At 68.0% G+C, this 23045-nt stretch carries 18 protein-coding genes; 9 read left to right on the forward strand and 9 right to left on the reverse strand.

The features are described 5' to 3' along the window. The first annotated feature begins 16 nt into the window (after nt 1–16). From KR541_RS06545 to KR541_RS06575, 7 genes are read left to right on the forward strand one after another with little or no spacing between them, the layout of a single operon-like run. A complete protein-coding gene (locus tag KR541_RS06545) occupies nt 17–1240 on the forward strand; it encodes a CpaE/TadZ family protein (RefSeq protein WP_050013713.1) in 1224 nt (407 codons plus the stop codon). Continuing rightward, nucleotides 1237–2676: a TadA family conjugal transfer-associated ATPase gene (locus KR541_RS06550; protein ID WP_050013786.1), complete on the forward strand. Its 1440-nt coding sequence runs from the start codon at nt 1237–1239 to the stop codon at nt 2674–2676. Before KR541_RS06545 ends, KR541_RS06550 begins: the two co-directional genes overlap by 4 nt. Next, entirely contained in the window at nt 2673–3650 is a 978-nt protein-coding gene (locus KR541_RS06555) for a type II secretion system F family protein (protein ID WP_050013714.1), read from the forward strand. Before KR541_RS06550 ends, KR541_RS06555 begins: the two co-directional genes overlap by 4 nt. Then, nucleotides 3647–4591 (forward strand): type II secretion system F family protein, encoded by a 945-nt coding sequence (locus tag KR541_RS06560; RefSeq protein ID WP_050013715.1) that lies wholly within the window; start codon nt 3647–3649, stop codon nt 4589–4591. The genes KR541_RS06555 and KR541_RS06560 overlap by 4 nt, the downstream gene beginning before the upstream one ends. Further along, nucleotides 4588–5451 (forward strand): tetratricopeptide repeat protein, encoded by an 864-nt coding sequence (locus KR541_RS06565; RefSeq protein WP_050013716.1) that lies wholly within the window; start codon nt 4588–4590, stop codon nt 5449–5451. Before KR541_RS06560 ends, KR541_RS06565 begins: the two co-directional genes overlap by 4 nt. After that, nucleotides 5448–5876 (forward strand): TadE/TadG family type IV pilus assembly protein, encoded by a 429-nt coding sequence (locus tag KR541_RS06570; RefSeq protein WP_050013717.1) that lies wholly within the window; start codon nt 5448–5450, stop codon nt 5874–5876. The genes KR541_RS06565 and KR541_RS06570 overlap by 4 nt, the downstream gene beginning before the upstream one ends. After that, a complete protein-coding gene (locus KR541_RS06575) occupies nt 5869–6909 on the forward strand; it encodes a TadG family pilus assembly protein (RefSeq protein ID WP_050013718.1) in 1041 nt (346 codons plus the stop codon). The genes KR541_RS06570 and KR541_RS06575 overlap by 8 nt, the downstream gene beginning before the upstream one ends. Here KR541_RS06575 and KR541_RS06580 read toward each other — a convergent pair. Continuing rightward, nucleotides 6873–8150 carry a glycosyltransferase family 87 protein gene (locus KR541_RS06580; RefSeq protein WP_050013719.1) on the reverse strand — a complete coding sequence of 426 codons (1278 nt, stop codon included), beginning with the start codon at nt 8148–8150 and terminating at the stop codon, nt 6873–6875. The genes KR541_RS06575 and KR541_RS06580 overlap by 37 nt on opposite strands. A 16-nt stretch (nt 8151–8166) precedes the next feature. Continuing rightward, nucleotides 8167–9243, reverse strand: coding sequence for a glycosyltransferase family 2 protein (locus KR541_RS06585; protein WP_216089451.1), 1077 nt, complete (start codon nt 9241–9243; stop codon nt 8167–8169). Nucleotides 9244–9851: 608 nt separating this feature from the next. Between KR541_RS06585 and KR541_RS06590 the strand changes: the two genes are divergently transcribed. Then, complete coding sequence (locus KR541_RS06590) at nt 9852–10211, forward strand: avidin/streptavidin family protein (RefSeq protein WP_204383780.1); 360 nt, start codon at nt 9852–9854, stop codon at nt 10209–10211. A 189-nt stretch (nt 10212–10400) separates the two neighbouring features. Here the strand turns inward: KR541_RS06590 and glmS are convergent, their stop codons facing one another. The 7 genes from glmS to KR541_RS06625 form a co-directional block, all read right to left on the reverse strand. Continuing rightward, nucleotides 10401–12218, reverse strand: coding sequence for a glutamine--fructose-6-phosphate transaminase (isomerizing) (gene glmS / locus KR541_RS06595; protein ID WP_050013722.1), 1818 nt, complete (start codon nt 12216–12218; stop codon nt 10401–10403). Nucleotides 12219–12267: 49 nt separating this feature from the next. After that, entirely contained in the window at nt 12268–13356 is a 1089-nt protein-coding gene (locus KR541_RS06600) for a prenyltransferase/squalene oxidase repeat-containing protein (RefSeq protein ID WP_216089452.1), read from the reverse strand. A 92-nt stretch (nt 13357–13448) separates the two neighbouring features. Continuing rightward, nucleotides 13449–15596, reverse strand: a complete 2148-nt coding sequence (locus tag KR541_RS06605) for a polysaccharide deacetylase family protein (RefSeq protein ID WP_216089453.1) — start codon at nt 15594–15596, stop codon at nt 13449–13451. Nucleotides 15597–15930: 334 nt separating this feature from the next. After that, nucleotides 15931–16701 (reverse strand): hypothetical protein, encoded by a 771-nt coding sequence (locus KR541_RS06610; protein ID WP_050013725.1) that lies wholly within the window; start codon nt 16699–16701, stop codon nt 15931–15933. A 13-nt stretch (nt 16702–16714) separates the two neighbouring features. Then, nucleotides 16715–17725: a YaiO family outer membrane beta-barrel protein gene (locus KR541_RS06615; protein WP_050013726.1), complete on the reverse strand. Its 1011-nt coding sequence runs from the start codon at nt 17723–17725 to the stop codon at nt 16715–16717. A 10-nt stretch (nt 17726–17735) separates the two neighbouring features. Then, entirely contained in the window at nt 17736–18731 is a 996-nt protein-coding gene (locus KR541_RS06620; protein ID WP_050013727.1) for a bactofilin family protein, read from the reverse strand. 3 nt (nt 18732–18734) lie between these two features. Then, nucleotides 18735–20273: a glycosyltransferase family 2 protein gene (locus KR541_RS06625; protein ID WP_050013728.1), complete on the reverse strand. Its 1539-nt coding sequence runs from the start codon at nt 20271–20273 to the stop codon at nt 18735–18737. A gap of 1179 nt (nt 20274–21452) precedes the next feature. Here KR541_RS06625 and wecB point away from each other — a divergent pair. Further along, the gene (gene wecB / locus KR541_RS06630) at nt 21453–22670 is read left to right on the forward strand and encodes a non-hydrolyzing UDP-N-acetylglucosamine 2-epimerase (RefSeq protein WP_050013729.1); all 1218 of its coding nucleotides are present in this window, start codon (nt 21453–21455) and stop codon (nt 22668–22670) included. The last annotated feature ends 375 nt before the right edge of the window (nt 22671–23045 follow it).

A 23045-nucleotide genomic window follows, 5' to 3' on the forward strand; every position in this document is an offset into this window, starting at 1 on the left:
TTCCGATGCGATCGCGATGCCGCCCATGAACGTCCTCGACCGCCAGAACGCCAAGCACGCCGCCGCAGCCGGTGCGGCGGACCTCATCGCGGTCGTGTCCGACGCCGGCAGCGAGGATGTGATCCGCCGCGTCGCGCAGGACCTGTCGATCGCGCGCGCCCACGTGCAGCCGGGCAACTGCGACGACGCGATCCGGCTGCTGCAGCAGCACGAGCGCTCGCCGCGCCAGCTGATCGTCGACGTGTCGGATTCGGTGCTGCCGGTGTCGGACCTGATGCGGCTCGCGGACGTGTGCGAGCCGTCGGTGCGGGTCGTCGCGATCGGTACGCAGAACGACGTCGGGCTGTTCCGCAACCTGCTCGGCATCGGCGTGCAGGACTACATCGTGAAGCCGCTGACCGTCGAGCTGATGCGGCGCGCGCTGACGACGACCGAGGCGGTCGTGCAGGTGCGCACCGGCAAGATCGTCAGCTTCGTCGGCGCGCGCGGCGGCGTCGGCACGACGACGATCGCGGTCAGCCTCGCGCGCTGCCTGGCGGGCGAGAAGCGGCGGCGCGTCGCCTACGTCGACCTGAACCTGCACGGCGGCGGCGCGAACTCGATGCTCGGGCTGTCGAGCAACAACGGGCTGATCGAATTGCTGAACATGGAACTGCGCCCCGACGACGCGCTGTTCGACCGCATGTTCGTCACGAAGGGCGACCGCCTGCACGTGTTGTCCGCCGAACTCGCCTATGGCGAGGACGCGTTGCTGCGCGACGATGCGATCGCGCAGCTCGTCGACATGCTGAAGGACCGCTTCCATTACGTGCTGTTCGACGTGGGCGTGCGTGCCGGCAAGTTGTTCGAGGATGCGCTGACGGCGTCCGATCTCGTCTATATCGTCGCCGATCGGTCGGTGCACGCCGCGTACGAAGCCGCGCGGCTGGCGCGCTTCGTGAAGGAAATGCCGGGCGAGCGGATGCTGTCGATGGTGCTGAACAATCCGCTCGAGCCGGTCAAGGGGCGCGTCGCGCAGTCCGATTTCGAGGACGCGTTCGGCGGTGTGCGGCTGCGCGAGCTGCCGCACGACGCGCAGTCGCTCGCGATCGCCGAGAACCTCGGCGAGCCGATCGAAGGCACGAAACGGAGCGGCTTCCTCGACGAGATCCGGCTGCTCGCGAACGGCATCACCGGCGAATCGATGGCCGTCGCCGAGCCGTGGTATGCGCGCTTCGTCAAATGGAGGAAGGGATCGTGACGTTCGGTACCCGCAAGCGGCGGACGCCGGACCCCGCGCCGGCGGGCTCCCGTACCGCGCCGCGCGACGACGCGCCCGCGCCGGCCGCGAGCCCGGTGCCGGCGTCGCTGTCCACGTCCGCATCCGCCGCATCCGCGGCCGCGCGCGCGGCGGCGACGGCCGATACGCAGGAGGCCCTCATCCGTTCCGGCAAGTTCGATGCGATCCGCACCGCGGTGTTCGCGTCGATGAACATGTCGGCCGCATTGATGAAGACGCGCGACGAAGTGCGCGCGGGCATCGAGCAGGTGGCCGCGCACACGGTCGAGCGCGAGCGCCTGAAGATCACCGCGGGCGAGCAGGTGCTGATCGTCGACGCGATCCTGAACGACATGTTCGGCGTCGGGCCGATCGAGCCGCTGCTCGCCGACGACACCGTGTCCGACATTCTCGTCAACGGTCCCGATCAGGTGTACGTCGAGCGCGCGGGCCGGCTCGAGCTCACGTCGCTGAAGTTTCGCGACAACGCGCACGTGACGAGCGTCGCGCAGCGGATCGCGGCGGCGGTCGGACGCCGCGTCGACGAGAGCAGCCCGATGGTCGATGCGCGCCTTGCCGACGGCAGCCGCGTGAACGTGGTGCTGCCGCCGATCGCGATGCGCGGCGCGTCGATCTCGATCCGCAAGTTCGCGAAGCGCGACATCACGCTCGCGCGGATGGCGCATCAGGGCAACATCTCGCACGGGATGCTTCAGGTCCTGAAGATCGCGTGCGCATGCCGGCTGAACATCGTGATCTCGGGCGGCACCGGGTCGGGCAAGACGACGCTGCTCAACGCGCTGTCGCAGCACATCGAGGAGCACGAACGAATCGTGACGATCGAGGACGCGGCCGAACTGCAACTGCTGCAGCCGCACGTGGTGAGCCTCGAAACCCGCCCGGAGAATACGGAAGGGCTCGGCGGCATCTCGCAGCGCGATCTCGTGCGCAACGCGCTGCGGATGCGGCCGGATCGCATCATCCTCGGCGAAATCCGCGGCGCGGAGGCGTTCGACGTGCTGCAGGCGATGAACACGGGCCACGACGGCTCGATGACGACGATCCACGCGAACTCGCCGCGCGACGCGATCAGCCGGCTCGAAAGCATGGTCATGATGGCGAACGCGAACCTGCAGCTGCTGTCGATCCGGCGTCAGATCGCGAGCGCCGTGCACCTGTTCGTGCAGGTCGAGCGGATGCGCGACGGCGTGCGCCGCGTGACGCGGATCACCGAGATCGTCGGGATGGAAGGCGAGGTGGTGATCACGCAGGACCTGTTCGCGTTCCGCCAGGAAGGCGACACGACGCGCGACGCGGTGAAGGGCGTGTTCGAGGCGTCGTCGCTGCGGCCCGCGTTCGCGCCGCGCGCCGCGTACTACGGCGTCGAGGATGTGCTCTCCGAGGTATTCAGGCAATGAGGGCTGCCGATCTCTTCACGCTCGGCGCGTTCGTCGCGATCCTCGCGGCGGGCCTCGGGCTGTCCGCGTTGCTCGAGCGTGCGCGCCATACGCCGGAGCAGCGCATTCGCGCGCGGCTGCAGCGCCTTGCACCGTCGCTCGCGGGCCGGGACGCCGGCGAGGCCGCCGGGTCCGGTGTCGCGCTGTTCAACCTGCCGCGCCGGCAAACCCGCGTACGTGCGTGGATGCAGCGCTACGTGACGCGCGTGCGCGCGGTCGGCGGCGAGCGCGGGCTGCGGATCGTCGTCGCGAGCACGATCGCCGGCGCGATCGCCGGGATCGTCGCGGTGAAGCTCGTCGCGCTGCCGAGCGTCGTGCATCCGGCGATTTACGTCGGACTGCCGCTGATCGCGATGCGCGCGAGCTACCGCATGCTGGTCGAGCGTTTCCGGCTGCGCTTTCTGGAGGCGTTCCCCGACGCGATCGACCTGATCGTGCGGGCGGTGCGCGCGGGCATTCCGGTCACGCAGGCGATCAGCACGGTCGGCGACAGCGCGGCCGAGCCGGTGCGCTCGACCTTCCGCACGATGGGCGACAGCCTGCGCGTCGGCGCGGATCTGAAGGACGTGCTGACGCACGCGGCGGACCGGCTGATGATCGCGGACTTCTCGTTCTTCACCGTCTACCTGCTGCTGCAGCGCGAGACCGGCGGCAGCCTCGGCGAGACGCTCGACGAGCTGTCGAGCATCATCCGCACGCGTCGCGACATCCGCCTGAAGACACGCGCGCTGACGGCCGAAGGGCGGATCACGACGAAGATCATCTCGGCGGTGCCGTTCGTGATGATCGGCGCGCTGTTCCTCGTGAACCGCGCGTACGTGATGCTGTTGTTCGACACGCATGCCGGCCGCGTGATGCTGACGATCGCGGCGGGGCTGCTGACGATCGGCCTGCTGGCGATTCACAAGATTTCGAAACTGGATACCGCGCGATGACGATGTCGATGCTGGCCGCCCGCGGCCTCGAACTGTTGCTGCTGATCGCGTGCGTCGCGGCGGCGCTCGCGACGCCGGGCGGCGGCACGCGCAAGCGGATCGCCGTGCGCGTGCAGCAGGCCGCCGGGCAGCGGCCGCCGTCGCTGGGAGGCGGGCGTCTGCAGCCGGGCGACGTGCGTCAGGATCTGACGCGACGGCTCGCGCAGCTCGGCGAGCGGCTGCCCGTGCTCGATCCGATGCAGCGCGTGAAGCTCGGGCTGCAACTGACGCGCGCGGGCTTTCGCGAACGGCGCGCGGTGTCGTCGATGATCGGCATCAAGCTCAGCTGCGGCGTGCTGTTCGCCGGCGTCGCGATCGTGTTCAGCCCGTATATTCCGCGCTTCGGCGAATACTTCGTGATCCGGGCGGTCGCGATGATCGCCGCGTTCGTGATCGGCGTGATCGTGCCGGAATACGTGCTCGGCGCGATGATCCGGCGGCGCCGGCGCATCATCGCCGCATGCTTTCCGGATGCGCTCGACCTGCTCGTGATCTGCACGATGGCCGGCAACAGCCTCGTGTCGGGCGTGCGGCGCGTCGCACGCGAACTCGAGCGCATCTGCCCGCCGCTCGCCGACGAGCTGACGGTCTGCGCGGACGAGCTGACGCTGAGCGGCAACGTGTCCGAAGCGCTCGCGCATTTCGCGCTCCGCGTCGATTTCCCGTCGGCGCGCTCGCTCGCCACGACGCTCACGCAATCGCAGCGGTTCGGCACGCCGATCACGCAGGCGCTGCGAACGCTGTCGCGCAGCGAGCGCACCGAACAGATCGTCGCGCTCGAGGAACAGGCCGCGAAGCTCGCGCCGAAGATCACGCTGCCGATGATGCTGTTCATCCTGCCGACGGTCGGGCTGATCGCGGCAGGCCCGGCGGCCATTCGTCTGCTCGAGGTGTTCAAATGAAAGGCTCCGCGCGACGCGCGTTCGCGTTCGCATTCGCGGCCGTGCTGCCGCTGCTGGCCGGCGGCTGCGCGCCGGGCATCCAGACGCGGCCGGCGCTGTCGCACAAGAGCGACGACCCGCAGGCCGAATTGCGCATTGCCGACAGCGCGCTGGTCGGCGGCAACGTCGATCTCGCGTCGACGCTGTACGGCAAGGTGCTCGCCCGGCATCCCGACTCGCTCGCGGCGCAACTGGGGCTCGCCGACGTCAACTACCGCGCCGGCGATCTGGAGCGCGCACGCGTGCTCTACGAGCAGGCGCGGCAGCAGGCGCCCGCGGAACTCGGGCCGCAGGTCGGGCTCGCGCGCGTCGCGTTGCGGCAGCGGCGGCTCGACGAGGCCGCCAGCCGCTATCGCGACTTGCTCGCCGCCCAGCCGAACCTTCCGCTTGCGGCGGAAGGGCTCGGCACGGTGCTCGACCTGCAGGGCCGCCACGAGGACGCGCAGGCCGTGTACCGGGACGCGCTCCGCGCCCATCCCGACGCGCAGGGGCTGCGCGTCGACCTCGGGCTGTCGCTCGTGCTGAGCAATCGTCCGCGCGAGGGCGTGAACGTGCTGCTCGACGTGGCCGGGCTGCCCGATGCGCCGTGGCAGGCGCGCCAGAATCTCGCGTTCGCGTATGGCGTGCTCGGCAACACCGATTCGGCGAAGAAGCTGCTGTCCGCGGATCTGCCGGCGTCGGCGGTGGCCGACAATCTGCGCGTGTACCAGGCGGTGCGTGCGCAGCTCGCGGCGCGCCCGGTCGCCGATGCGGCGCGGCCGTTGAAGGGCGCCGCGCTCGAGCCGCGTACGGTGCCACCCGCCGCGGGGGCCGCAAAATGACACGCGCGGCGATGCGCGGCCGCCACGCGCGCGGCGTCGTATCCCTCGAGTTCGTCTTGATGCTGCCGTTCCTGCTGATGGTGCTGATCGGCATCATCGACGTGAGCCTGCTGCTGTGCGACAAGGCCGTGATCACGAACGCGAGCCGCGAAGCCGCGCGCGCCGGTGTCGTGCTGCGCGTGCCGATGCTGACCCCGACGCAGATCGCCAACGTCGCGCTCAGCTATACGCAGAACAGCCTGATCACCGGCGGCACGCCGACGACGCCGACCGTGACCGTGACGCAGGCGAATGGCACGACGGCGGGCACCGCGCTGACGGTCACGGTGACCTACACGTATTCCGGGATGGTGCTCGGTTCGGCATTCAGCGCGCTGACCGGCCCGGTGACGCTCACGGCCAGCTCGGTGATGCTCTATGAATGACGCGGCCGGCAAGCCATCCGGCGGCACGGCGCGCGAACGCGGCTCCGTCGCGCTGTTCTTCCTGATGTTCCTGATTCCGCTGCTGTCGTTCGGCGCGCTGGCGATCGACATCGCATGGATCGCCACGGTGCGCAACCAGCTGCAGAATGCCGCGGATGCAGCCGCGCTCGCGGCGGCCGATGCGATGATGTCGCCGACCGGCGGGCCGCTGAACTGGTCGCAGGCCGCGCCGGCGGCGAACGGCGTGATCGCGCTGAACTCGGCGGCGGGCGCACCGCTGGCGACCGGCACGGTGACGACCGGCTACTGGAACGTGACGCGCACGCCGGCGTCGATGCAGCCGACCACGATCACGCCGGGCCCCTACGACGTGCCGGCCGTGCAGGTGACCGTGTCGCGCGCGCCGGGCATCAATGGCGGATCGATCCCGCTGCTGCTCGGCGGGCTGCTGGGCATCCCCGGCGCATCCGGCCGCGCGACCGCGATCGCGGTGCTCGCCGCGCCGGGTGGCGTCGCGGCGGGCGGGCTCTTTCCGATCGCGATCGACCAGTGCGTGTACAACCAGTATTGGAACGCGCAGACCAACCAGCCGCTGATCAATCCGCTGACGGGCTTGCCGTACGAGTTTTCGATCACGAACGGCCAGACGTATGGCGCGCTGTGCATGGGCGGCCAGTGGACGTCGTTCCAGTCGACCGCGACCGACACGACGACGATGGGCGGCCTGATGGTGACCGGCAACCCGACCACGCTCAATATCGGCGACAGCATCAATCTCGCGACCGGCGTGAAAGCGACGCTCTACACGTCGGTGCCGGTCGGCACGACGGTCGTGCTGCCGGTCGTCACGCAGACGTCGAGCAGCACCTCCGTGCCGATCGTCGCGTTCGCCGCGTTCCGCATCGACGTGTCGCTGGGCGGCACCTACAAGTACATCCAGGGGCACTTCGTCGCCGGCGTCAAGATGACCGGCGTCGCGACCGGCGTCGGGCCGTATTACGGCGTGTACGTGCCGCCGCGGCTTGCGCTGTGAGTGTTGCGCGCGTCGTGCCGCGCGCGGCGCAGCAGCATCAATAGCGCGAAGAGCGTCACGGCCGGGCCGATCTGCGGCAGCTGCAGCCACGGGTTCAGGTATTCGGCGATCGGCAGTGCCCACATCAGCGCGATCGCCGCCTGTTCGCCGCGCAGCCAGCCGTCGCGCCAGCCGATCGACAGCATGCAGGCGATCGCGATCGCGAGCCACGAGAGCTCGTAGTGCCACACGTACGGGTTCGCCACGAGCGTCGCGACCGCCAGTACGGCCGCGCGCACGCGGGTGTCGCGCGATTGCGTCCAGACGACGCAGGCCGCGGCGATCGCGATCGCCGCGATGCCGGCATGGGCGACATACGCGGCGCCGAGCGGCACGCCCGCGAGGCGGAGCGCCGCGAACGGCGTCGGCGACGCGAGCCAGAACCCGACGCCATGCTCGAGGATGATCGAGCGGACGAGGCCGGCGCTCGCGACGAACAGGCGCAGCGACGCGACGCCGCAGACGAGCACGCTCGATGCGACGAATGCGCCGGTCGCGAGCGCGGCCCACATGATCGTGCGCCATGCGCGCACGGCGACCAGCACGAACGGGAACAGCAGCGCCATCTGCGGCTTGACCGACAGCAGCGCGATGCACAGGCCGGCCCACAGCGGTCGCCGGTCGGCCCAATGAACGGCGAGCGCCGCACACGATGCGGTCAGGCACGCGTTCTGCCCGAGCGTCGCGGTGACGAACACGCACGGCGCGGCGATCAGCGCGAAGGCGCCGGCGCGCGATGCGCCGGGAATCGCGCGGAGGCCGGATACGCGCCACGCGGCGAGGCCGAGCATCGACACGCCGAACGCGACGAACAGCGGATACCCGAGCGCGAACGGCAGCAGCGCCAGCGGCGTCACGAGCAGCAGATAGGTGGGCGGGTACAGCCACGGCGCGAAGACGTCGCGCGGAAGGTGCGGGAACAGCGCGGTCGTCAGCCGCGAGAAGGCGGAAAAATCGTACGCGTGCGACGGCGCGCCGTGCAGCATGACGTACGACGCGGACCAGAACACCGAGAAGTCGGCGCCGGGCCGCGGCATCACGCCGCCGGTGACGGACGCGTGACGCGCGACCGCCGTCCAGATCGCCATGAACACCGCGTACGACACCAGCATCAGCGCGCTGTACAGGACGACGCGTCGCGACGTGAGCCATGCGACGACCGGCCGTTCGGCCGGGCGGGTCGATTGCCGGAGGATGTCCAATTGACGCGGCCCGGTGCTACTTGAACGACGTCTTGCGGGCGGTGATGCTCGCGGCGGCCGGCGTCGCGGCCCGGCGGCGTGCCGAGTGCGCACGCTTGAGCGGAAACTGCAGCAGCTTCGATGCCGGTCGCGCGGCCGCATCGCGCTCGGCACGGTAGTGCTGCCTCACGAGATAGACGGGGCGTTGCTTCGATTCGTGATAGATCCGGCCGAGGTATTCGCCGATCACGCCGATGCCGATCAACTGGATGCCGCCGACGAACAGCACGACGGAAATCAGCGACGGGTAGCCGTGCACCGGATTGCCGTACAGCAGCGTGCGCGCGACGATGAACGCGCCATACGCGAGCGACAGCATCGCGAACGTGAGGCCGACATAGGTCCACACGCGCAGCGGCACCGTGCTGAAGCTCGTGATGCCCTCGAGCGCGAAATTCCAGCGCCGCCATCCGGAGAATTTCGAGCGGCCGCCGCTACGTGCCGCACGCGTGTATTCGACGATCTCGGTCCGGTAGCCGACCCACGCGAACAGCCCTTTCATGAAGCGCCGCCGTTCCGGCAACGCACGCAGCGCGTCGACGACCTCGCGGTCCATCAGCCGGAAATCGCCGACGTTCTCCGGCATCTCGACTTCGGAGAGCCGGTTGTGCACGCGGTAGTAGAGCGCGGCGGCCACCCGCTGCATCAGCGGGTCGCACCGGCGGTCGGTGCGCTTCGCGGCGACGACCTCGGCGCCTGCGCGCCAGCGTTCGAGCATCGCGGGAATCAGCGCGGGCGGGTCCTGCAGGTCGGCGTCGATCAGGATCACGGCCGCGCCGGCCGCTTCGTCGAGGCCCGCGGTGAGCGCCGCTTCCTTGCCGAAGCGGCGTGTGAGGTCCAGGACGTGCACGCGCGGGTCGCCGGCGGCGACCGAGCGCAGCCGGTCCAGCGTGCGATCGCGGCTGCCGTCGTTGACGCAGACGATCTCGAAGCGTACCGACGCGACCGACTCGAGAACGGGCAGCGTTTCGGCAAAGAACGCGTCGATCGTTTCTTCTTCGTCGTGACACGGCACGACGAGCGATATCAACGGCTTCCTGGCTTGCGTGGACATCCTGCGGTCTCCCGAGAGATCTGGCCTGCGCTGCACCGTATGGTTCGAGTTGTCGTTTGCCGCACGGGTCGGGCCTGGGTCGGCGCGAATTCGGTTCCGGGCTGCTCGTTTGCCCACGAGCACGCCGTGCGGTTCAAATATCGTACGAAGAACTCGAAGATTCAAGCACGATTTTTGACGGTGCATGCGACATCGTGCTTTTGCGATCAACCTGGTATCGAATTTCTTCAGAATGACCCATGACGCTCAGCGCGGAAGAAGGTCCGCGACCGCTCGCGAAGTCGCCGCGGCGACAGAGGCGAGACTTCGCGCCGTGCGCGATGTTACGGCGAATAAAGTAGGGAACAAGAGCGTACGAGCTGCCCGGATCGCGACATGCAGCCCTTCATATCGTCTGACGACCATCTATACTTTCCGTGGTCATGCCGGATCGCGGGCGCCAGCAATTTTTTGCTATTGCTCGATTCGTATCAGGCTTCACTCGTCACAACGGCGCTCGCCGATGCACGGCGCTGGCTCGAGCGCCCCTTTTGCCGCCGGAAGAAGAACGACAAGCACGCGCGGCCGCCTGGCAGGCGATCAAGTGTCCGGGGCTCAGGAGGTGGGTGATGAACTGGATTGGCACGTGGCGTAATCAATATGGCTCTACATTGACCATCGCGGACGACAAGGATGGCGTCATCCGTGGCGTATTCAGCACGGCGTTGCGGGACAGCGCGTTCTTTGGTCATGATCTGCCCGTCTCCGGCGTCGGGTATGGCGATTGCATCAACTTCGCTTTCGGCATGTCGAACGACCTGGTGTCGGCGATCTGTTCTTTCACCGGCATGCTGCGTGACGGCAAGCTGCAGACCGTATGGCATGTCGTGACCAGCAAGGTGCCACGGCAAGGCTCACGATCATCGGCGTTCGGCTGGGCACATGCCGTTCAGACCAATGCGGATACATTCGAGAGAGTCGCCGATTAACGTACCCGGAAGCGGATGGTTCGGGGCAGAAGGGCGGGCCGGTCAGCGGGATGTCCGGGCAACCGAGGGCCGTTCCCGTTGAAAGCGTCAATCGTCCCTGCTCGAATCGTGTACGGCGGGCCCGTTTGATCGCCAGGCGACCTCCGCGGGCCAGCCCTCGTCACGCAAACCCCTCGTCACGCAACCCCCTCACTCGACCGTCACCGATTTCGCCAGGTTCCTCGGCTTGTCGATATCCGCACCCCGCAAGCACGCCGCGTGATACGCGAGCAACTGCAACGGCACGACGTGCAGGATCGGCGACAACAACCCGTAGTAATCCGGCATGCGCAGCACCGACACGCCTTCGCCGTTGTCGATCCGCGTATCGGCGTCCGCGAACACGTAAAGCTGGCCGCCGCGCGCGCGCACTTCCTGCATGTTCGACTTGAGCTTTTCGAGCAGCGCATCGTTCGGCGCGATCGTCGCGACGGGCATCGTGTGCGTGACGAGCGCCAGCGGCCCGTGTTTCAGCTCGCCGGCCGGATACGCTTCCGCGTGGATATACGAAATCTCCTTCAGCTTCAACGCGCCCTCGAGCGCGATCGGGTAGTGCAGCCCGCGCCCGAGAAACAGCGCGTTTTCATGCTGCGAGAATTCCGCCGCCCAGCGCTCGATCTGCGGCTCCAGCCCCAGCACGTCTTCGAGCGCGCCAGGCAGCCGCCGCAACTGTGTCGTATAGCGCGCGAGTTGCGCATCGTCGACGTAGCCGCGCAGCCGCCCGAGCGTGACGGCGAGAATGAACAGCGCGGCGAGCTGCGTCGTGAACGCCTTGGTCGACGCGACGCCGATTTCCGGGCCGGCCCGCGTCAGGAAGCGCAGGCCGGTCTGGCGCATCATCGCGCTGGTCGGCACGTTGCAGATCGCCAGCGTGTCGATGTGGCCGAGCGCCTGCGCGTACTTGAGCGCGGCGAGCGTGTCGGCGGTCTCGCCGGATTGCGACACGCTGACCACCAGCGTATTCGGCATCGCGAGCGCGTCGCTGTAGCGGTATTCGCTCGCGATCTCGACCTGCGCAGGGAGGCGCGCGATCGTCTCGAGCCAGCGGCGGGCAGTCAGGCCCGCGTAGTGGCTCGTGCCGCATGCGAGGATCAGCACGTTGTCGATCTGCTCGAACGCGCGCGGGGCGTCGGGGCCGAATACGGCCGGATCGAACAGTCCGGCATCGGGGATCGTCGCGGCCACGGCCTGCGGTTGCTCGAAAATTTCCTTCTGCATGAAATGCCGGTACGGCCCGAGCTCGACCACGCCCTGCACGGACGGAATGGTTTGTATCGCGCGTTCGATCGGCGTGCCGGTGCGATCGAGCACCCGCACGCCGCCCGGCGTCAGTTCGACGATGTCGCCTTCCTCGAGAAAGATGAAGCGGTCGGTGATGCCGGCGAGCGCGAGCGCGTCGGACGCGAGAAAGCATTCGCCGTCCTTCACGCCGACGACGAGCGGCGAGCCGGCCCGCGCGCCGATCAGCCGCTGCGGCTCGCGCTTGCTGAACACCGCGATCGCATAGGCGCCGTGCAACTGCGAGGTCGCGTCGCGGACGGCGGCGAGCAGGTCGCCGCGATACTTGCTGTGGATCAGGTGCGCGACCACCTCGGTGTCGGTCTGGCCGTCGAACTCGTAGTGTTCGTCGGATAGTTGCTTGCGCAACGTTTCGTGGTTCTCGATGATGCCGTTGTGCACGAGCGCGATTTCGTCGCGCGAGAAGATCGGATGCGCGTTGCAGGTCGCCGGCGCGCCGTGGGTAGCCCAGCGCGTGTGCGCGATGCCGGTGCTGCCGGCCAGGCCGGCGCTGCGCACGTGGGCGTCGAGATCGGCGACGCGCGACACGCTGCGCTCGCGGCGTGCCTGGCCGTTGACGACCGTTGCCACGCCGCATGAATCGTAGCCGCGATATTCAAGGCGGCGCAAACCTTCGATCAGAACCGGGACGATGTCCCGTTGCGCGACCGCGCCGACGATGCCACACATGACACGTCTCCTTCCCTGTAGATTCCCCCGGACCGTGCGCACGCGTGGATCAGCGTGACGCGGTCTCCGTTGTCGCCGCCGTCGTGAAGCCGCATTGCGCGGGCGCGACCGGGTCGGCCATCCGGCTTTCGAATGCCAGGTAAAGCGCTTCCTCCAGGACGTTCCAGTGTGCGCCGTGCCGGTACGGGCCCGATAGCGCATGCCAGCACGCGACCGTGTTCCGGTCGTTCATCTTGAATGCGACCAGTGCGATCAAGCCCCACGGATAATCGGAGCTGGCCAGTTGCAGCCAGGTCTTGCCGTACTTCTGCATCCACTGCGCGTAGAACACATCGTTCGATTGCTGCGGAACCTGAATGCCCGACAGGAGCGGAAAGATCTGCGCCACTTTCGCCGGATAGAAGGTCGTGTCGCTGATGCGCTGCGTGCTCGGGCGAAAGCCCGACTGCGTGCCGCGCCAGAACACCTTCAGGATCGCGGACGCGAGCCGGTCGGCGCGCTGGCTCCACGGGCCGGCGCGCGTGGCGTCGCCATGCCGCAGGTAATACGCGGCGAGCGCCTGGAACGCGCTGTGTACCTCGACGTTGTCCATCAGCAGCGCGACATGCAGCGTCGACGAGATCTGATAGACGCCCGTGGGCTTGCTGAGCAGCGTATCCAGATGCGCACCGGCGCGATTCAGGCTGAGTTCCCATGCGGCGGGCATGCCGTCGGGCGGCGCGAAGCGGGCGAGCAGTTCGATCCAGGTCGCCATCATCGCGTCGTCGGCGTCGGCTTCGGCGCATGAACTGTACTGGCCGCTCTTCACGCAATAGCGATCGAAGCCGCCGTCCGGACGCTGGCGCGGCAACAGCCACGCGATCCAGGCGAGCGCGGCCTGATGGGCGTCGAGCCCCGCATCGGTGGCGCCGAGCAGGGCTTTCGCGGCGAAATACGGATCGATGCCGGCGCCGTTCAGACGCACGGTGATCGCGCCGTCGGGGCGTTGGTAGAGCCCGTTGAGCTGGAGTTCGGCGGCGCCCGCATGCGGTGCGACGCCGCGTGCGGCGATACAGCAGGCGACGCACCACAGGCGGCATAGCCGGGCGGTGGCCGCCACGCGTGCGCGTGCGGCCGGGAAAAGCGCGGGCCGGTTCATGATGGGGGGCTCCTGCGCGGTGGTCCTGCGCAAATTCCGCCGGGCGCGGCGTTGGCCGCGTCGCGCGCCGGCGGGTGGGTCGATGTCGCGGCTCAGTGCACCTTGGCGCTGGTGAACTTGAGACTGGTCCCGCTGTTCGCGGTCACGAGCCAGTACGTCGAGTCGGTGATGACGACGCTACCGAGGCCTTGCGTGATCAACGGCAGCGCGAAGGCCTTCTTCGGCAGCAGCCACGTCATGTTCGCGAGGCTGGTCGGGTGGCTGGCGGCGAACGCCCAGCCGCTGCCCGTATCGGTGGCCGACCATGTGACGTTCAGGCGTGCGCGGTCGAACACCGTGATGTCGGTCATCGTGTACCACTTGAACTGACCGAGCAGCTTCAGCGTGTTGGCTTGATTGAAGATCGCGGACAGCGTCGACGTGTAGGACGACGCGCCGAGCGGGTGCGCATAGATCAGCCGGCTCGTGCGGTTCGCGACGACGAAGTTCATCAGGGATGCGTACCAGTTGTTCACGTCGGCCGTCGGCACCGCGTATTGCTGGAACTCCTCGAACGTCGCGTACTTGCCGAACGGCATCACGGGGTACGCCCACAGGCCGGGGTTCAGCAACGCGCCGTTGCGGTAGGCGCGGGTCGGTGCCGAGCCGGTGTGGCCGGTGAAGTAGTAGCCGTTGAAGCCGTTGCTTTCGAGCCAGTTGACCGACCACGTCGGCGTGTTGCCTTCCGGCGCCGCGTACTCGACGTCGGGCAAGGCCGTCGTCGCCTGGACGGCCTGATGGTTCATCATCAGGTACTGCGTAAACGTGCTCGCGTTGGTTTCGCTCGCATTCGCCCCCCAGTAGTCGTGGATCCAGCCGCCGTGGCTGCCGACGCGATGGCCCTTGCTCACGAAATACTTGAGGAGATTCTGCGCGGACGGGTTGTTGGCGAGATTGATGCCGCCACCGTCGCCGAACGCCGCTTCATCGGGGCCGGCCGTGACCACGAGCGAGAACGGCCCGTTGTTCCACACGCCGAGGCTCTTCAGGTAGAGCGCCGGCTGGATCTGGTCGCCCGCGCAGAAGTGCCAGTTGAACACGAGCCCGGCCATCGCCTTCGGCAGCGGCGACAGCGACGGCAGGTTAAGCATCTGCGTGCCGAAATAATGCAGGTAGCCGTGAATCAGCATGCCGTCGGTCTGGCCGTCGAGGTAGGCGAGCGGCAGGTTGACGAACAGCACGCCGCCGTTGCCGTACGTGTTGTAGCCGGACACCAGCCCGAAGGTCGGCGAGGTCAGGATCGTCGTGCCGGTGTACGTCCCCTGCGTGACGAAGCTCGGATAGGTGAGGAAGCCGTACACGTAGCCGGAGATGCCTTCGAGCGTGTCGGTGGTGGTGGCCAGCGTCGACGCGAGCGCGGTGGCCGTCTTGCCGGTCGACGTGCTCAGCAGCGAATTGGCGGTATACGTCGTGGTTTTCTTCAGCTTGCCGGTCACGGTGCCGGTCAGCTTCGGGGCCGTCTGGTTCAGCACGCCGCTGCCGGTGGACGGCGTCGTGTACTGAAACCATGCGCCGTGGGTGTAGTTGGCGAGGCCGCCGGGGTTCGACGGGCTGGCGGCGAGAAACTGTGCGCTGCCCGACGTCGAATTGGTCGACGTGCCCGAGGTGCCCGACGTGCTCGTCGAGGCGAGGGCGCTGGCGGTCGTGGTGGTCGACGAAGTCGTGGTCCATGCCATCGACTTGCCGGGGGGCACCTGGAGCGTGCGCAGCCAGCTGCTCATGCCGGTTACATTGCCGAGACCGATCATGTTGCCGCCGTATTGGTCATACAGCACATAGTCCACACCGGCCATGCTGCTGAAGCGCGATTTCGGGCTGACGTAGAAGCCGGCCGAATTCAGTACGCCGAAATCGTAGACGAGCATCACCTTGCCGCCGTTCAGCGCGTAGTTCTGGATCGCGGTCACGAGCGCGTCGGCGGCCGTCGTATGCACCTGATCGGGCAGGATCAGGCCCGGATACTGCGACAGCGTCGCGCCGGCCGCCATGAACTGGCTGTCGGTCATCACCTTGATCTGCAGCCCTTCTTCCTGGGCACTGTCGAGCCATGCGGATACGCGCGAATCGGGCAGCGTCAGCGTATCGGGCACCAACAGCAGAAGCTGGTTGGTGGCCGCCTGAACGCCGCCCGGACTGAATGCGAACGCGAGCGCGAACAGCGCGAACAGGATCCGCAAGAACTTGCCTGACTTTGCCAACATGGTGTGCTCCTCGCTCAAGGAATGGGGGCGTGCGGCAGCCGGGATACGCGTGCCGCCAGGTCGAGCATTCCAGCCCCGTAGGTGTGTTGCGGCTGTCCGGTTCGTCGGGTATCGAGCGGTGCGTGTCACGGCGGTCCGACCGCGCCAATGCGCCGGTGCGCCGCGCTGCCTTCGCCGGTGAGAGGACTCGATGCGACGCATGGAAAGAAGCGAACAACGTGCCATTGGCGCAGGAGGCCCGGTCCTGCTGGCTTCCTGCACTGCCGGTCGCGCGGCACGGTCGCAAACCCGACGGATTCGTTTCATCGCTGATACGGCGCGTTGGGACGCGCTATCAGCAGACGGAATCGCGATCGCGCGTCAGCGCGCCGGGCCAGCTCGCGCAGTAGGTATAGAGCGTGACCAGCAGGGCGATCAGCAGCGGCCCGCCGAGCAGGAAATAGCAGAACGGCAAAAACAGCAGCGAGCCGTGATGGACGATCGTCGCGTGCAGCAGCATCACGAACGGCAGCGCGAACACGAAGTAGCCCAGCACCAGCAGCGACGCGAAGGCTTTTTGCAGCAGCGAGAAATCGAGCGGGTAGTACAGCGCGGCCATGACCAGCGGAATCAGCGCGATCGCCGCGCCGTGCAACACGAACATGTCGCGCAGATGCAGTTGCGGGACGTACGGGAACGTGCCGGGCGCGAGCCAGAAGTACGCGCAAATCAGCAGCTGGGTGAAGCTCGCGATACGTAACAGATATGCAACGGGCAGCCAGCGCGCGCGCCGGATGAACGATGCGGCGAAGCCGATCATGCAGAGCGCGGCGGTGGCGACCAGCAGCGTGCCGCCCGGCATGCGGGCCGCGACGTCGATCGACAGCAGCGGCACGCGCGGTGCGTCGGGCGGATAGCCGATCACGATCACGTGAAGCGCCGGATCGATCTGGCGCGCGCCCCACGCCATGACCGCGCGCCAGTAGCGCCACGCCATCGGCAATCCGAACCACAGCGACGCGTACAGCGCGGGCGTCAGCAGCGCGATCGACGACAGCCAGCGCTGCGGGTGCGCGTGGGTGCGCAGCGAACGGTCGACGGGAGGACGGACGGGATGCATCTGCATGGCGCCCGCCCGCTTACCAGCGATAGAAGACGCTGAGCTCGCCGCCGATTCGTGAGTAATACGGGTTGTGGTAGTACGCGAATTCGAGTTGTGTCCCCCACTTGCGCGTGACCCAGTAGCGCCATTTCGCGGTGATCTCGTGGCTGCGGAAATCCGCGATCTGCGAGCCCGAGCCGGTGACCTGATACGCCTCGCGGCCGACGCCGCCGCGCAGCACGATCACGCTCTTGCCGACTTCGCCGTAGGTGACGGCGCCGTAGTAGGCGGGCGCCTTCACCGATCCGGGCGAATCGACCGTATAGTTCGCGCCCGCCTCGAAAATCCACTTCGGCAATGCGTACCAGATCACGCCGGCGTGATAGAGCTGGTCGCGGTGGCCGCTGCGGTTCCACGCGTAGCCGGCGCCGAGCGACACGACCAGCGAACGATCGGACAACAGCTTGCGGTTGATCGATACGTCGACGCGCGCACTCGGCAGGATCGTGCCTGACGTGGTGCCGGAAAAGCCGATCCCGCCGAACCAGTCGGGGCCGAGGTTCTGCACGTAGGTCAGCGCGCCGAGCTGCGTGTTCTCGCCGAAGCGGTGCAGTTGCGCCAGTTCGCCGAGCACGGTGCGACTGCCGTCCTGATAGACGCCGCGCAGGTGCACGCCGTACCAGTCGCCGTAGCCGTGCGTCAGATGTGCGCTCGAATAGCCGAGCGACAGTTCGGTGTGCGATTCCTGCGGCGCCTGCACATGGGTGACGACTGCATCGGGCAGCGGCGGCCGGTTCGTATCCTCGGGCGTGAACTCGGCGAGCGGCACGCCGTCCGGCAGGCCTTCGGCGTCGACGCGCACGAACATCGATTCGTCGCGCATCCGTGGCGTGATGACGGTCGTGGGCGGCGGCTGCACGGCGGGCGCGGCGGCGGCATCGTCCGGCTGCTCCGCCAGCGCCGCGGGCGCGCCGAAGGCGACGCCGCACAGCATCGCGAGGGTGGCAACCGGCACGCGCGGGCCGCGATGGCTGGGGCGATCGGACATGAGGCGCTCCTTAACGGGATGTGTGGAACCAGCCGCTGCGCCACGCGACGAGATCGCCATGCAGGCAGGCATGATCGACGATCGATACGTCGCGCGCACACGCGCTGACCGGATGACCGGCGACGCCGATGCGCGCACCCGTCAGTCGCAACAGGCCGCCGGCCGACACGACGCCGTCGATGCAGCTCGCGTGGGCGAGCAACACGTCGTCGCGCGCGAATACCGCGCCGTGCAGCAACGCGTGACGTTCGAGTTCGACGCGATGCGCCTTGACGCTGCCGCGCAGCACGCAGCCTTCGCCGAGGACGAGCGTTCCTTCGACGATCAGGTTGCCTTGCACGACCGTGTGCGCGGGCAGGCGAACGTCGCACGGCAGCAGGTAACGACCGTGCAGGAAGCGATGCGGCAGCGACGCGAAGTGGCGGGTGAGCGTGATCGCGCGGCGCGGCGCGGCCGGTGTGTCCGCGGGCCGCGGGCCGGGCGCCGCGCCGAAGACGAGCGGCTCGCCATACAGGCACGCGAAGCCGCCGGCGCCGCGCAGGCGCACCGTGTCGCCGACCACGACGCCGCGCAGCACCGCATCGTCGACGTCGATCAGCGGCGCATGCGCGAGCGTGCCGATCGTCGCGCCGGCACGGATGTCGATGTGCTGGTCGGCGAACGCGTACGCGGCCCGCGCGCCGTCGTCGAGCGTGATCGAACGGTCGGCGTAGAGCACGTCGTCGCGATGCGCGTCGCGTGCGACCTGGATCGCATCCGCATGCTCGACGGCCAGCCCGAGCGCTTGCCACGGCGGCGCGCCCGATACATCCGCCGGCGGCGTGCCGGCCACGTGCGCGCGCAGCGCGTCGTGCCAGCGCGCGGCGAGCAGCGCCTGGTCGACGAACGGCCCGTCGCCGATCGGCAGCGCCGCGACGTCGCTGCGCCGGATCAGTTCATGCAGCATCGGCAGGAACGGCAGCGTGAGCACGCCGGCCACCGGCACCATCACGTTGAAGGTCGTCATCGCTCATCGCTCCGGTTTCAACTGCCGGCGAAAACGCTCGGTCTTGTCCCACTTCAGTTCGCGGCGGAACGCCGCGTCGAGCGCGAGTCCCCACAGCGCGGAGACGACCGCCGCGATCGTCACGCAAAAGCCGACGACGTTGACCGGCACGAGCCGCAGCCGCGTCGCGCGGCCGTCGAGCCGCGCGGCGACGACGATCTCGAAGAACACGCCGAAGTTGCCGAAGGTGCTGAACGAGAACAGCGCGAACAGCGACAGCAGCAGGCCGAGCGCGGTCGAGTTGACGCCGTTGAACAGGTAGAGCGCGAGCGCGGCGCTCCACGCGATCGCGAGCAGCGCGGGCATCGTGAACACGCCGAGCAGCAGCGCGCCGTCGAGCCGGCAGCGGCGCGAGATCAGCGGGTTGCGCAGCACCGGAACCAGATAGCGCAGCATCGTCTGGTTGTGGCCCTTCGCCCAGCGCGTCAGTTGCCGCGCGCGGACGGCCCAGCGCTCCGGTACTTCCTCGTAACATTCGGCGTGGTTCAGATAGACCGTGCGCCAGTCGCTCAGCAGCAGGCGGTAGGTCATGTCGGTATCTTCGGCGAGCGTGTCGTCGCACCAGCCGCCCACGGCGTCGAGCGCGCCCTTGCGGATGCCGCCGACCGTGCCGCCGTACTGCGGCACCAGGTTCAGATTGTTGCGGGCTTGCTGGTTGACCTGATAGCCGCCCGCGCGCTCGAGATCGAGTAGCCGTGCGAGCAGGTTGCTGTCGGCGTTCTGCGGCACGACACGGCCCATCACCGCGCCGACTTCCGGGTCGAAGAACGGCGCGACCAGTTCCTTCAGCAGCCCTGGGCGCGGCAGGTAGTCGGCATCGAATACGACCATGATGTCGCCGCGGATGAAGCGCAGCGCATCCTTCAGCGCGGCTGCCTTGCCCGGCTTGCCGGTCTCGCGGTGAAACGGCTGAATCAGCTCGGGCGCGAGTGCGCGGACTTCGTCGATCAATGCGCGCGTGTTGTCGGTCGAGCGGTCGTTGACCGGAATGATCGTCAGCCGGTCGCGCGGGTAGGTCGTCGCCAGCAGCGCCATCAGGCAATCGACGATGACGGTTTCCTCGTTGTGGGCGGCGACGAAGACGGTGAGCCGCGGCCAGTCGCCGTGGGTCATCGTCCGGTAGGGCGCGTGTTGCGGCTTGAACAGGCGGTCGAGGCTGAATACGTAATGCCGGGCGGCATACGCGCACGTCAACAGCGTGAACAGCCACAGGTACGCGACGCACGGTATCAGCAGCAGCTCGGGATCGAATGCGACGCCCGGCGTGGCGGCGGGCGGCGGCTCGAGCGACGCGTCCGGATCGGGCGAGGCCGGCGCGACGAGCGCGATGCGCGCCATCGCGATCCCGGTGGTTGCGGCCGTTGCGGCGGTTGCGGCGGGCACGCCGAACCGGGCCGGTTCGGCGATCGCCTGCGAGGCGGTGTCGCGCACGATCAGCGAGCACGCAAGCACGATCAGCAGCAGGATGCCTTGCTCGCAGAATGACGCCGCCCTTTTCTTCATGTCCCCATCCCCGTGCCCGCAACGACGACCGATGAGAGCTGAAGGCGCTCCGTGGATCGCGCGGACGTCAATGGGAAACGATGGCGCGTTCGTCGCGGGGCGGTTGTCGGCTGCCCCGGACGGATGCGTCGCATCGTCTCCCGGCTTCGTTGCTTTGGCGTCCCCATCTGTCTGCTGCGATGCGCGTGCTTCGGGACGCACTGTCCGACATCAAGCAAGGGGTGAGCCATCTGCCGCGATGCCCCGCGCAGCAAGGAGGCCCGCGCGGGAAGCGGATGCGGCATGCGTGCAGCCGGCGTGTTTTGATTCACTGACGAATCAGCGTGCGCGCGTCGCATCCGACCCCGCACGGTCGGCCGCGCGGCTCGAGCGCGTCGCGCGGCGCCCGGACCGTCCCAGCTGCCGATGCCGCGTGGCCGGGTGCGGCTTGGCATGGCTGGCCGTCGCGTGTCGTTCGGCATGCACGCGTCGGCCCGCGATCGCTACGCGCGCTGCTTTCACATGAGACGAATGGACCGGACTCCGATGTATTCGCCGGTTTCGAATCCGCGTTACACATTCGCAACATTTCCCGAGCCCCGATTCGTGTGATTCAACGCGGCGTCGGATGTGGGCGAAATCCTGCGCGCGCCACGGCGGTCGACGCTCGCGTGCGCGCCGCGCACTGCACAGACGAAAGGGGCGAATCGAGGCGACGCAACGCGCGTCGAAAGGTCCGTGCGATTCGCTTCGTCACGAGGGCTCGACATGCATGCGCGATTCGTCGGACGACGTCGTCAGACGGATCGCGCGAGCGTCCGGCTGTTTATCGTTGCCGCGTCGATCCGGCGATGCGGGTGTCCGTAGCAGTTGTGAAACATTCCATGACGCACCGTTCGCGGGCAATGGCCGCGGAGCGAAGCGGGCCGCGACGCGAGCCGGCTGGTTTGAATATTGCTGGTGTGGGAGGACGTGACGCTCGACACAGCGAGGAACGACTCATGACGTGATTGATCCAGTGCAACGGGACGCCGGTAGTACGACGATTCGCGCGGCCTGGACCGCGCGGACGCGGCAGCGCGCTCGCCCCGCCACACCGCCGCATGTCGATCGCGTGCGTGTACGGGATGCGCCGCCCGAATACATGCTTCGCGCCGCGTGCAGGATCGCCGGGCGCGAAGCGGCTAAACGAGGATAACGATGAAGAAGATCTTGCTTGTGTTCGGGACTCGGCCGGAGGCCATCAAGATGGCGCCGCTGGTGCGTGCGCTGAAGGCGCAGACGGATGTCGACGCCCGCGTGTGCGTGACCGCGCAGCATCGGCAAATGCTCGATCAGGTGCTGACGCTGTTCGACATCAAGCCCGACTACGATCTCAACCTGATGCGGCAAGGCCAGACGCTGACCGACGTGACGACCGGCATTCTTCATGCGATCGGCGTCGTCTTCGACGATTTTCGGCCGGACGTCGTGCTGGTCCACGGCGATACGACGACCACGCTCGCGGTGAGCCTGGCGGCGTTCTATCGCTATCTGCCGGTCGGTCACGTGGAGGCCGGCCTGCGCAGCGGCGACATCTGGTCGCCGTGGCCGGAGGAGCTGAATCGCCGCGTGACCGATGCGGTGTCGTCATGGCATTTCGCGCCGACCGGGCAGGCCCGCGACAACCTGCTGAGCGAGGGCGTGCCGGGCGGGGGCGTCTCGCTGACCGGCAATACCGTGATCGATGCGTTGCACGAGGTCAAGCGCATGCTGGATCGCACCGCCGCGCTGTCGGACAAGATCGCCGCGTACTTTCCGTTTCTCGAACCGTCGCGGCGCGTCGTGCTGATCACCGGCCATCGCCGCGAAAGTTTCGGGGAACCGTTCCGGCATTTCTGCGACGCGCTGTGCACGCTGGCGAACCGCTATCGCGATGCGCAGTTCGTCTATCCGCTGCACCTGAACCCGAACGTGCAGGAGCCGGCGCGCGCGCGGCTCGGCGGCGTGCCCAACATCTACCTGATCGAGCCGCAGGAATACCTGTCGTTCGTATTCCTGATGTCGCGCGCGCATTTCATCATCACGGATTCGGGCGGCATTCAGGAAGAAGGACCGGCGCTCGGCAAGCCGGTGCTCGTCACGCGCGAGACGACCGAGCGGCCCGAGGCGATTCAGGCCGGCACCGCGCGGCTCGTCGGCACCGATCAGGACCGGATCGTGTGGGAAGCGTCGCGGCTGTTCGACAGCGAGAGCGCGTACGAGGAAATGTCGCGCGCGAGCAATCCATACGGCGACGGCCATGCGAGCGAGCGGATCGTCCACGCGCTGATGCGTACGCCCGGCGTGCCCACGAAGACGACCAGTTTCTCGATGGGCGCCGCGGAGATGCCGTTCAACGCGCTCACGCTCGGGTTGCAGGCGTTGCGCTCGCCGTGAGGAAGACCGTGCGGTAGTGCGTGGCGTCGCGTTCGGCGCAACCATCAAGCATCCGGTCCGGCCGTGAGGTTGGCCGGATGTTTGCCTATGTGCGACCCGGAACGCGCGCTCGCGATGCACGCTAAAGCCCCGTCGATGACACGCGCCATCCCCGGCCGTGCGTTCTCCCCGCTTGCCTGAAACGCCCGAATCGCCGCGACCCGACGTCAAATCCGAAATGGTTCGATAATGCGGGCGGCGATCCATGCGGACGAGCGCCGGCCGGGCAAAGGCGAAAGGTTGCGCAGGCAACCGGCCGACGGCATCGTTCGCAGCATCCGCCCGACCGTGCGTGCACGCGACACGGTCGACGAAACGGCGCCACGCCTGCCTGAT

The organism is Burkholderia sola (assembly GCF_905400185.1).
Classification (GTDB): Bacteria; Pseudomonadota; Gammaproteobacteria; order Burkholderiales; family Burkholderiaceae; genus Burkholderia; species Burkholderia sola.

Coding starts and splice junctions, on each gene's coding strand:
- KR541_RS06545 (WP_050013713.1), top strand. CDS start 17: ATGCCGCCCATGAACGTCCTCGACCGCCAGAACGCCAAGCACGCCGCC.
- KR541_RS06555 (WP_050013714.1), top strand. CDS start 2,673: ATGAGGGCTGCCGATCTCTTCACGCTCGGCGCGTTCGTCGCGATCCTC.
- KR541_RS06560 (WP_050013715.1), top strand. CDS start 3,647: ATGACGATGTCGATGCTGGCCGCCCGCGGCCTCGAACTGTTGCTGCTG.
- KR541_RS06565 (WP_050013716.1), top strand. CDS start 4,588: ATGAAAGGCTCCGCGCGACGCGCGTTCGCGTTCGCATTCGCGGCCGTG.
- KR541_RS06570 (WP_050013717.1), top strand. CDS start 5,448: ATGACACGCGCGGCGATGCGCGGCCGCCACGCGCGCGGCGTCGTATCC.
- KR541_RS06575 (WP_050013718.1), top strand. CDS start 5,869: ATGAATGACGCGGCCGGCAAGCCATCCGGCGGCACGGCGCGCGAACGC.
- KR541_RS06585 (WP_216089451.1), bottom strand. CDS start 9,243: ATGTCCACGCAAGCCAGGAAGCCGTTGATATCGCTCGTCGTGCCGTGT.
- KR541_RS06590 (WP_204383780.1), top strand. CDS start 9,852: ATGAACTGGATTGGCACGTGGCGTAATCAATATGGCTCTACATTGACC.
- glmS (WP_050013722.1), bottom strand. CDS start 12,218: ATGTGTGGCATCGTCGGCGCGGTCGCGCAACGGGACATCGTCCCGGTT.
- KR541_RS06600 (WP_216089452.1), bottom strand. CDS start 13,356: ATGAACCGGCCCGCGCTTTTCCCGGCCGCACGCGCACGCGTGGCGGCC.
- KR541_RS06605 (WP_216089453.1), bottom strand. CDS start 15,596: ATGTTGGCAAAGTCAGGCAAGTTCTTGCGGATCCTGTTCGCGCTGTTC.
- KR541_RS06610 (WP_050013725.1), bottom strand. CDS start 16,701: ATGCAGATGCATCCCGTCCGTCCTCCCGTCGACCGTTCGCTGCGCACC.
- KR541_RS06615 (WP_050013726.1), bottom strand. CDS start 17,725: ATGTCCGATCGCCCCAGCCATCGCGGCCCGCGCGTGCCGGTTGCCACC.
- KR541_RS06620 (WP_050013727.1), bottom strand. CDS start 18,731: ATGACGACCTTCAACGTGATGGTGCCGGTGGCCGGCGTGCTCACGCTG.
- KR541_RS06625 (WP_050013728.1), bottom strand. CDS start 20,273: ATGAAGAAAAGGGCGGCGTCATTCTGCGAGCAAGGCATCCTGCTGCTG.
- wecB (WP_050013729.1), top strand. CDS start 21,453: ATGAAGAAGATCTTGCTTGTGTTCGGGACTCGGCCGGAGGCCATCAAG.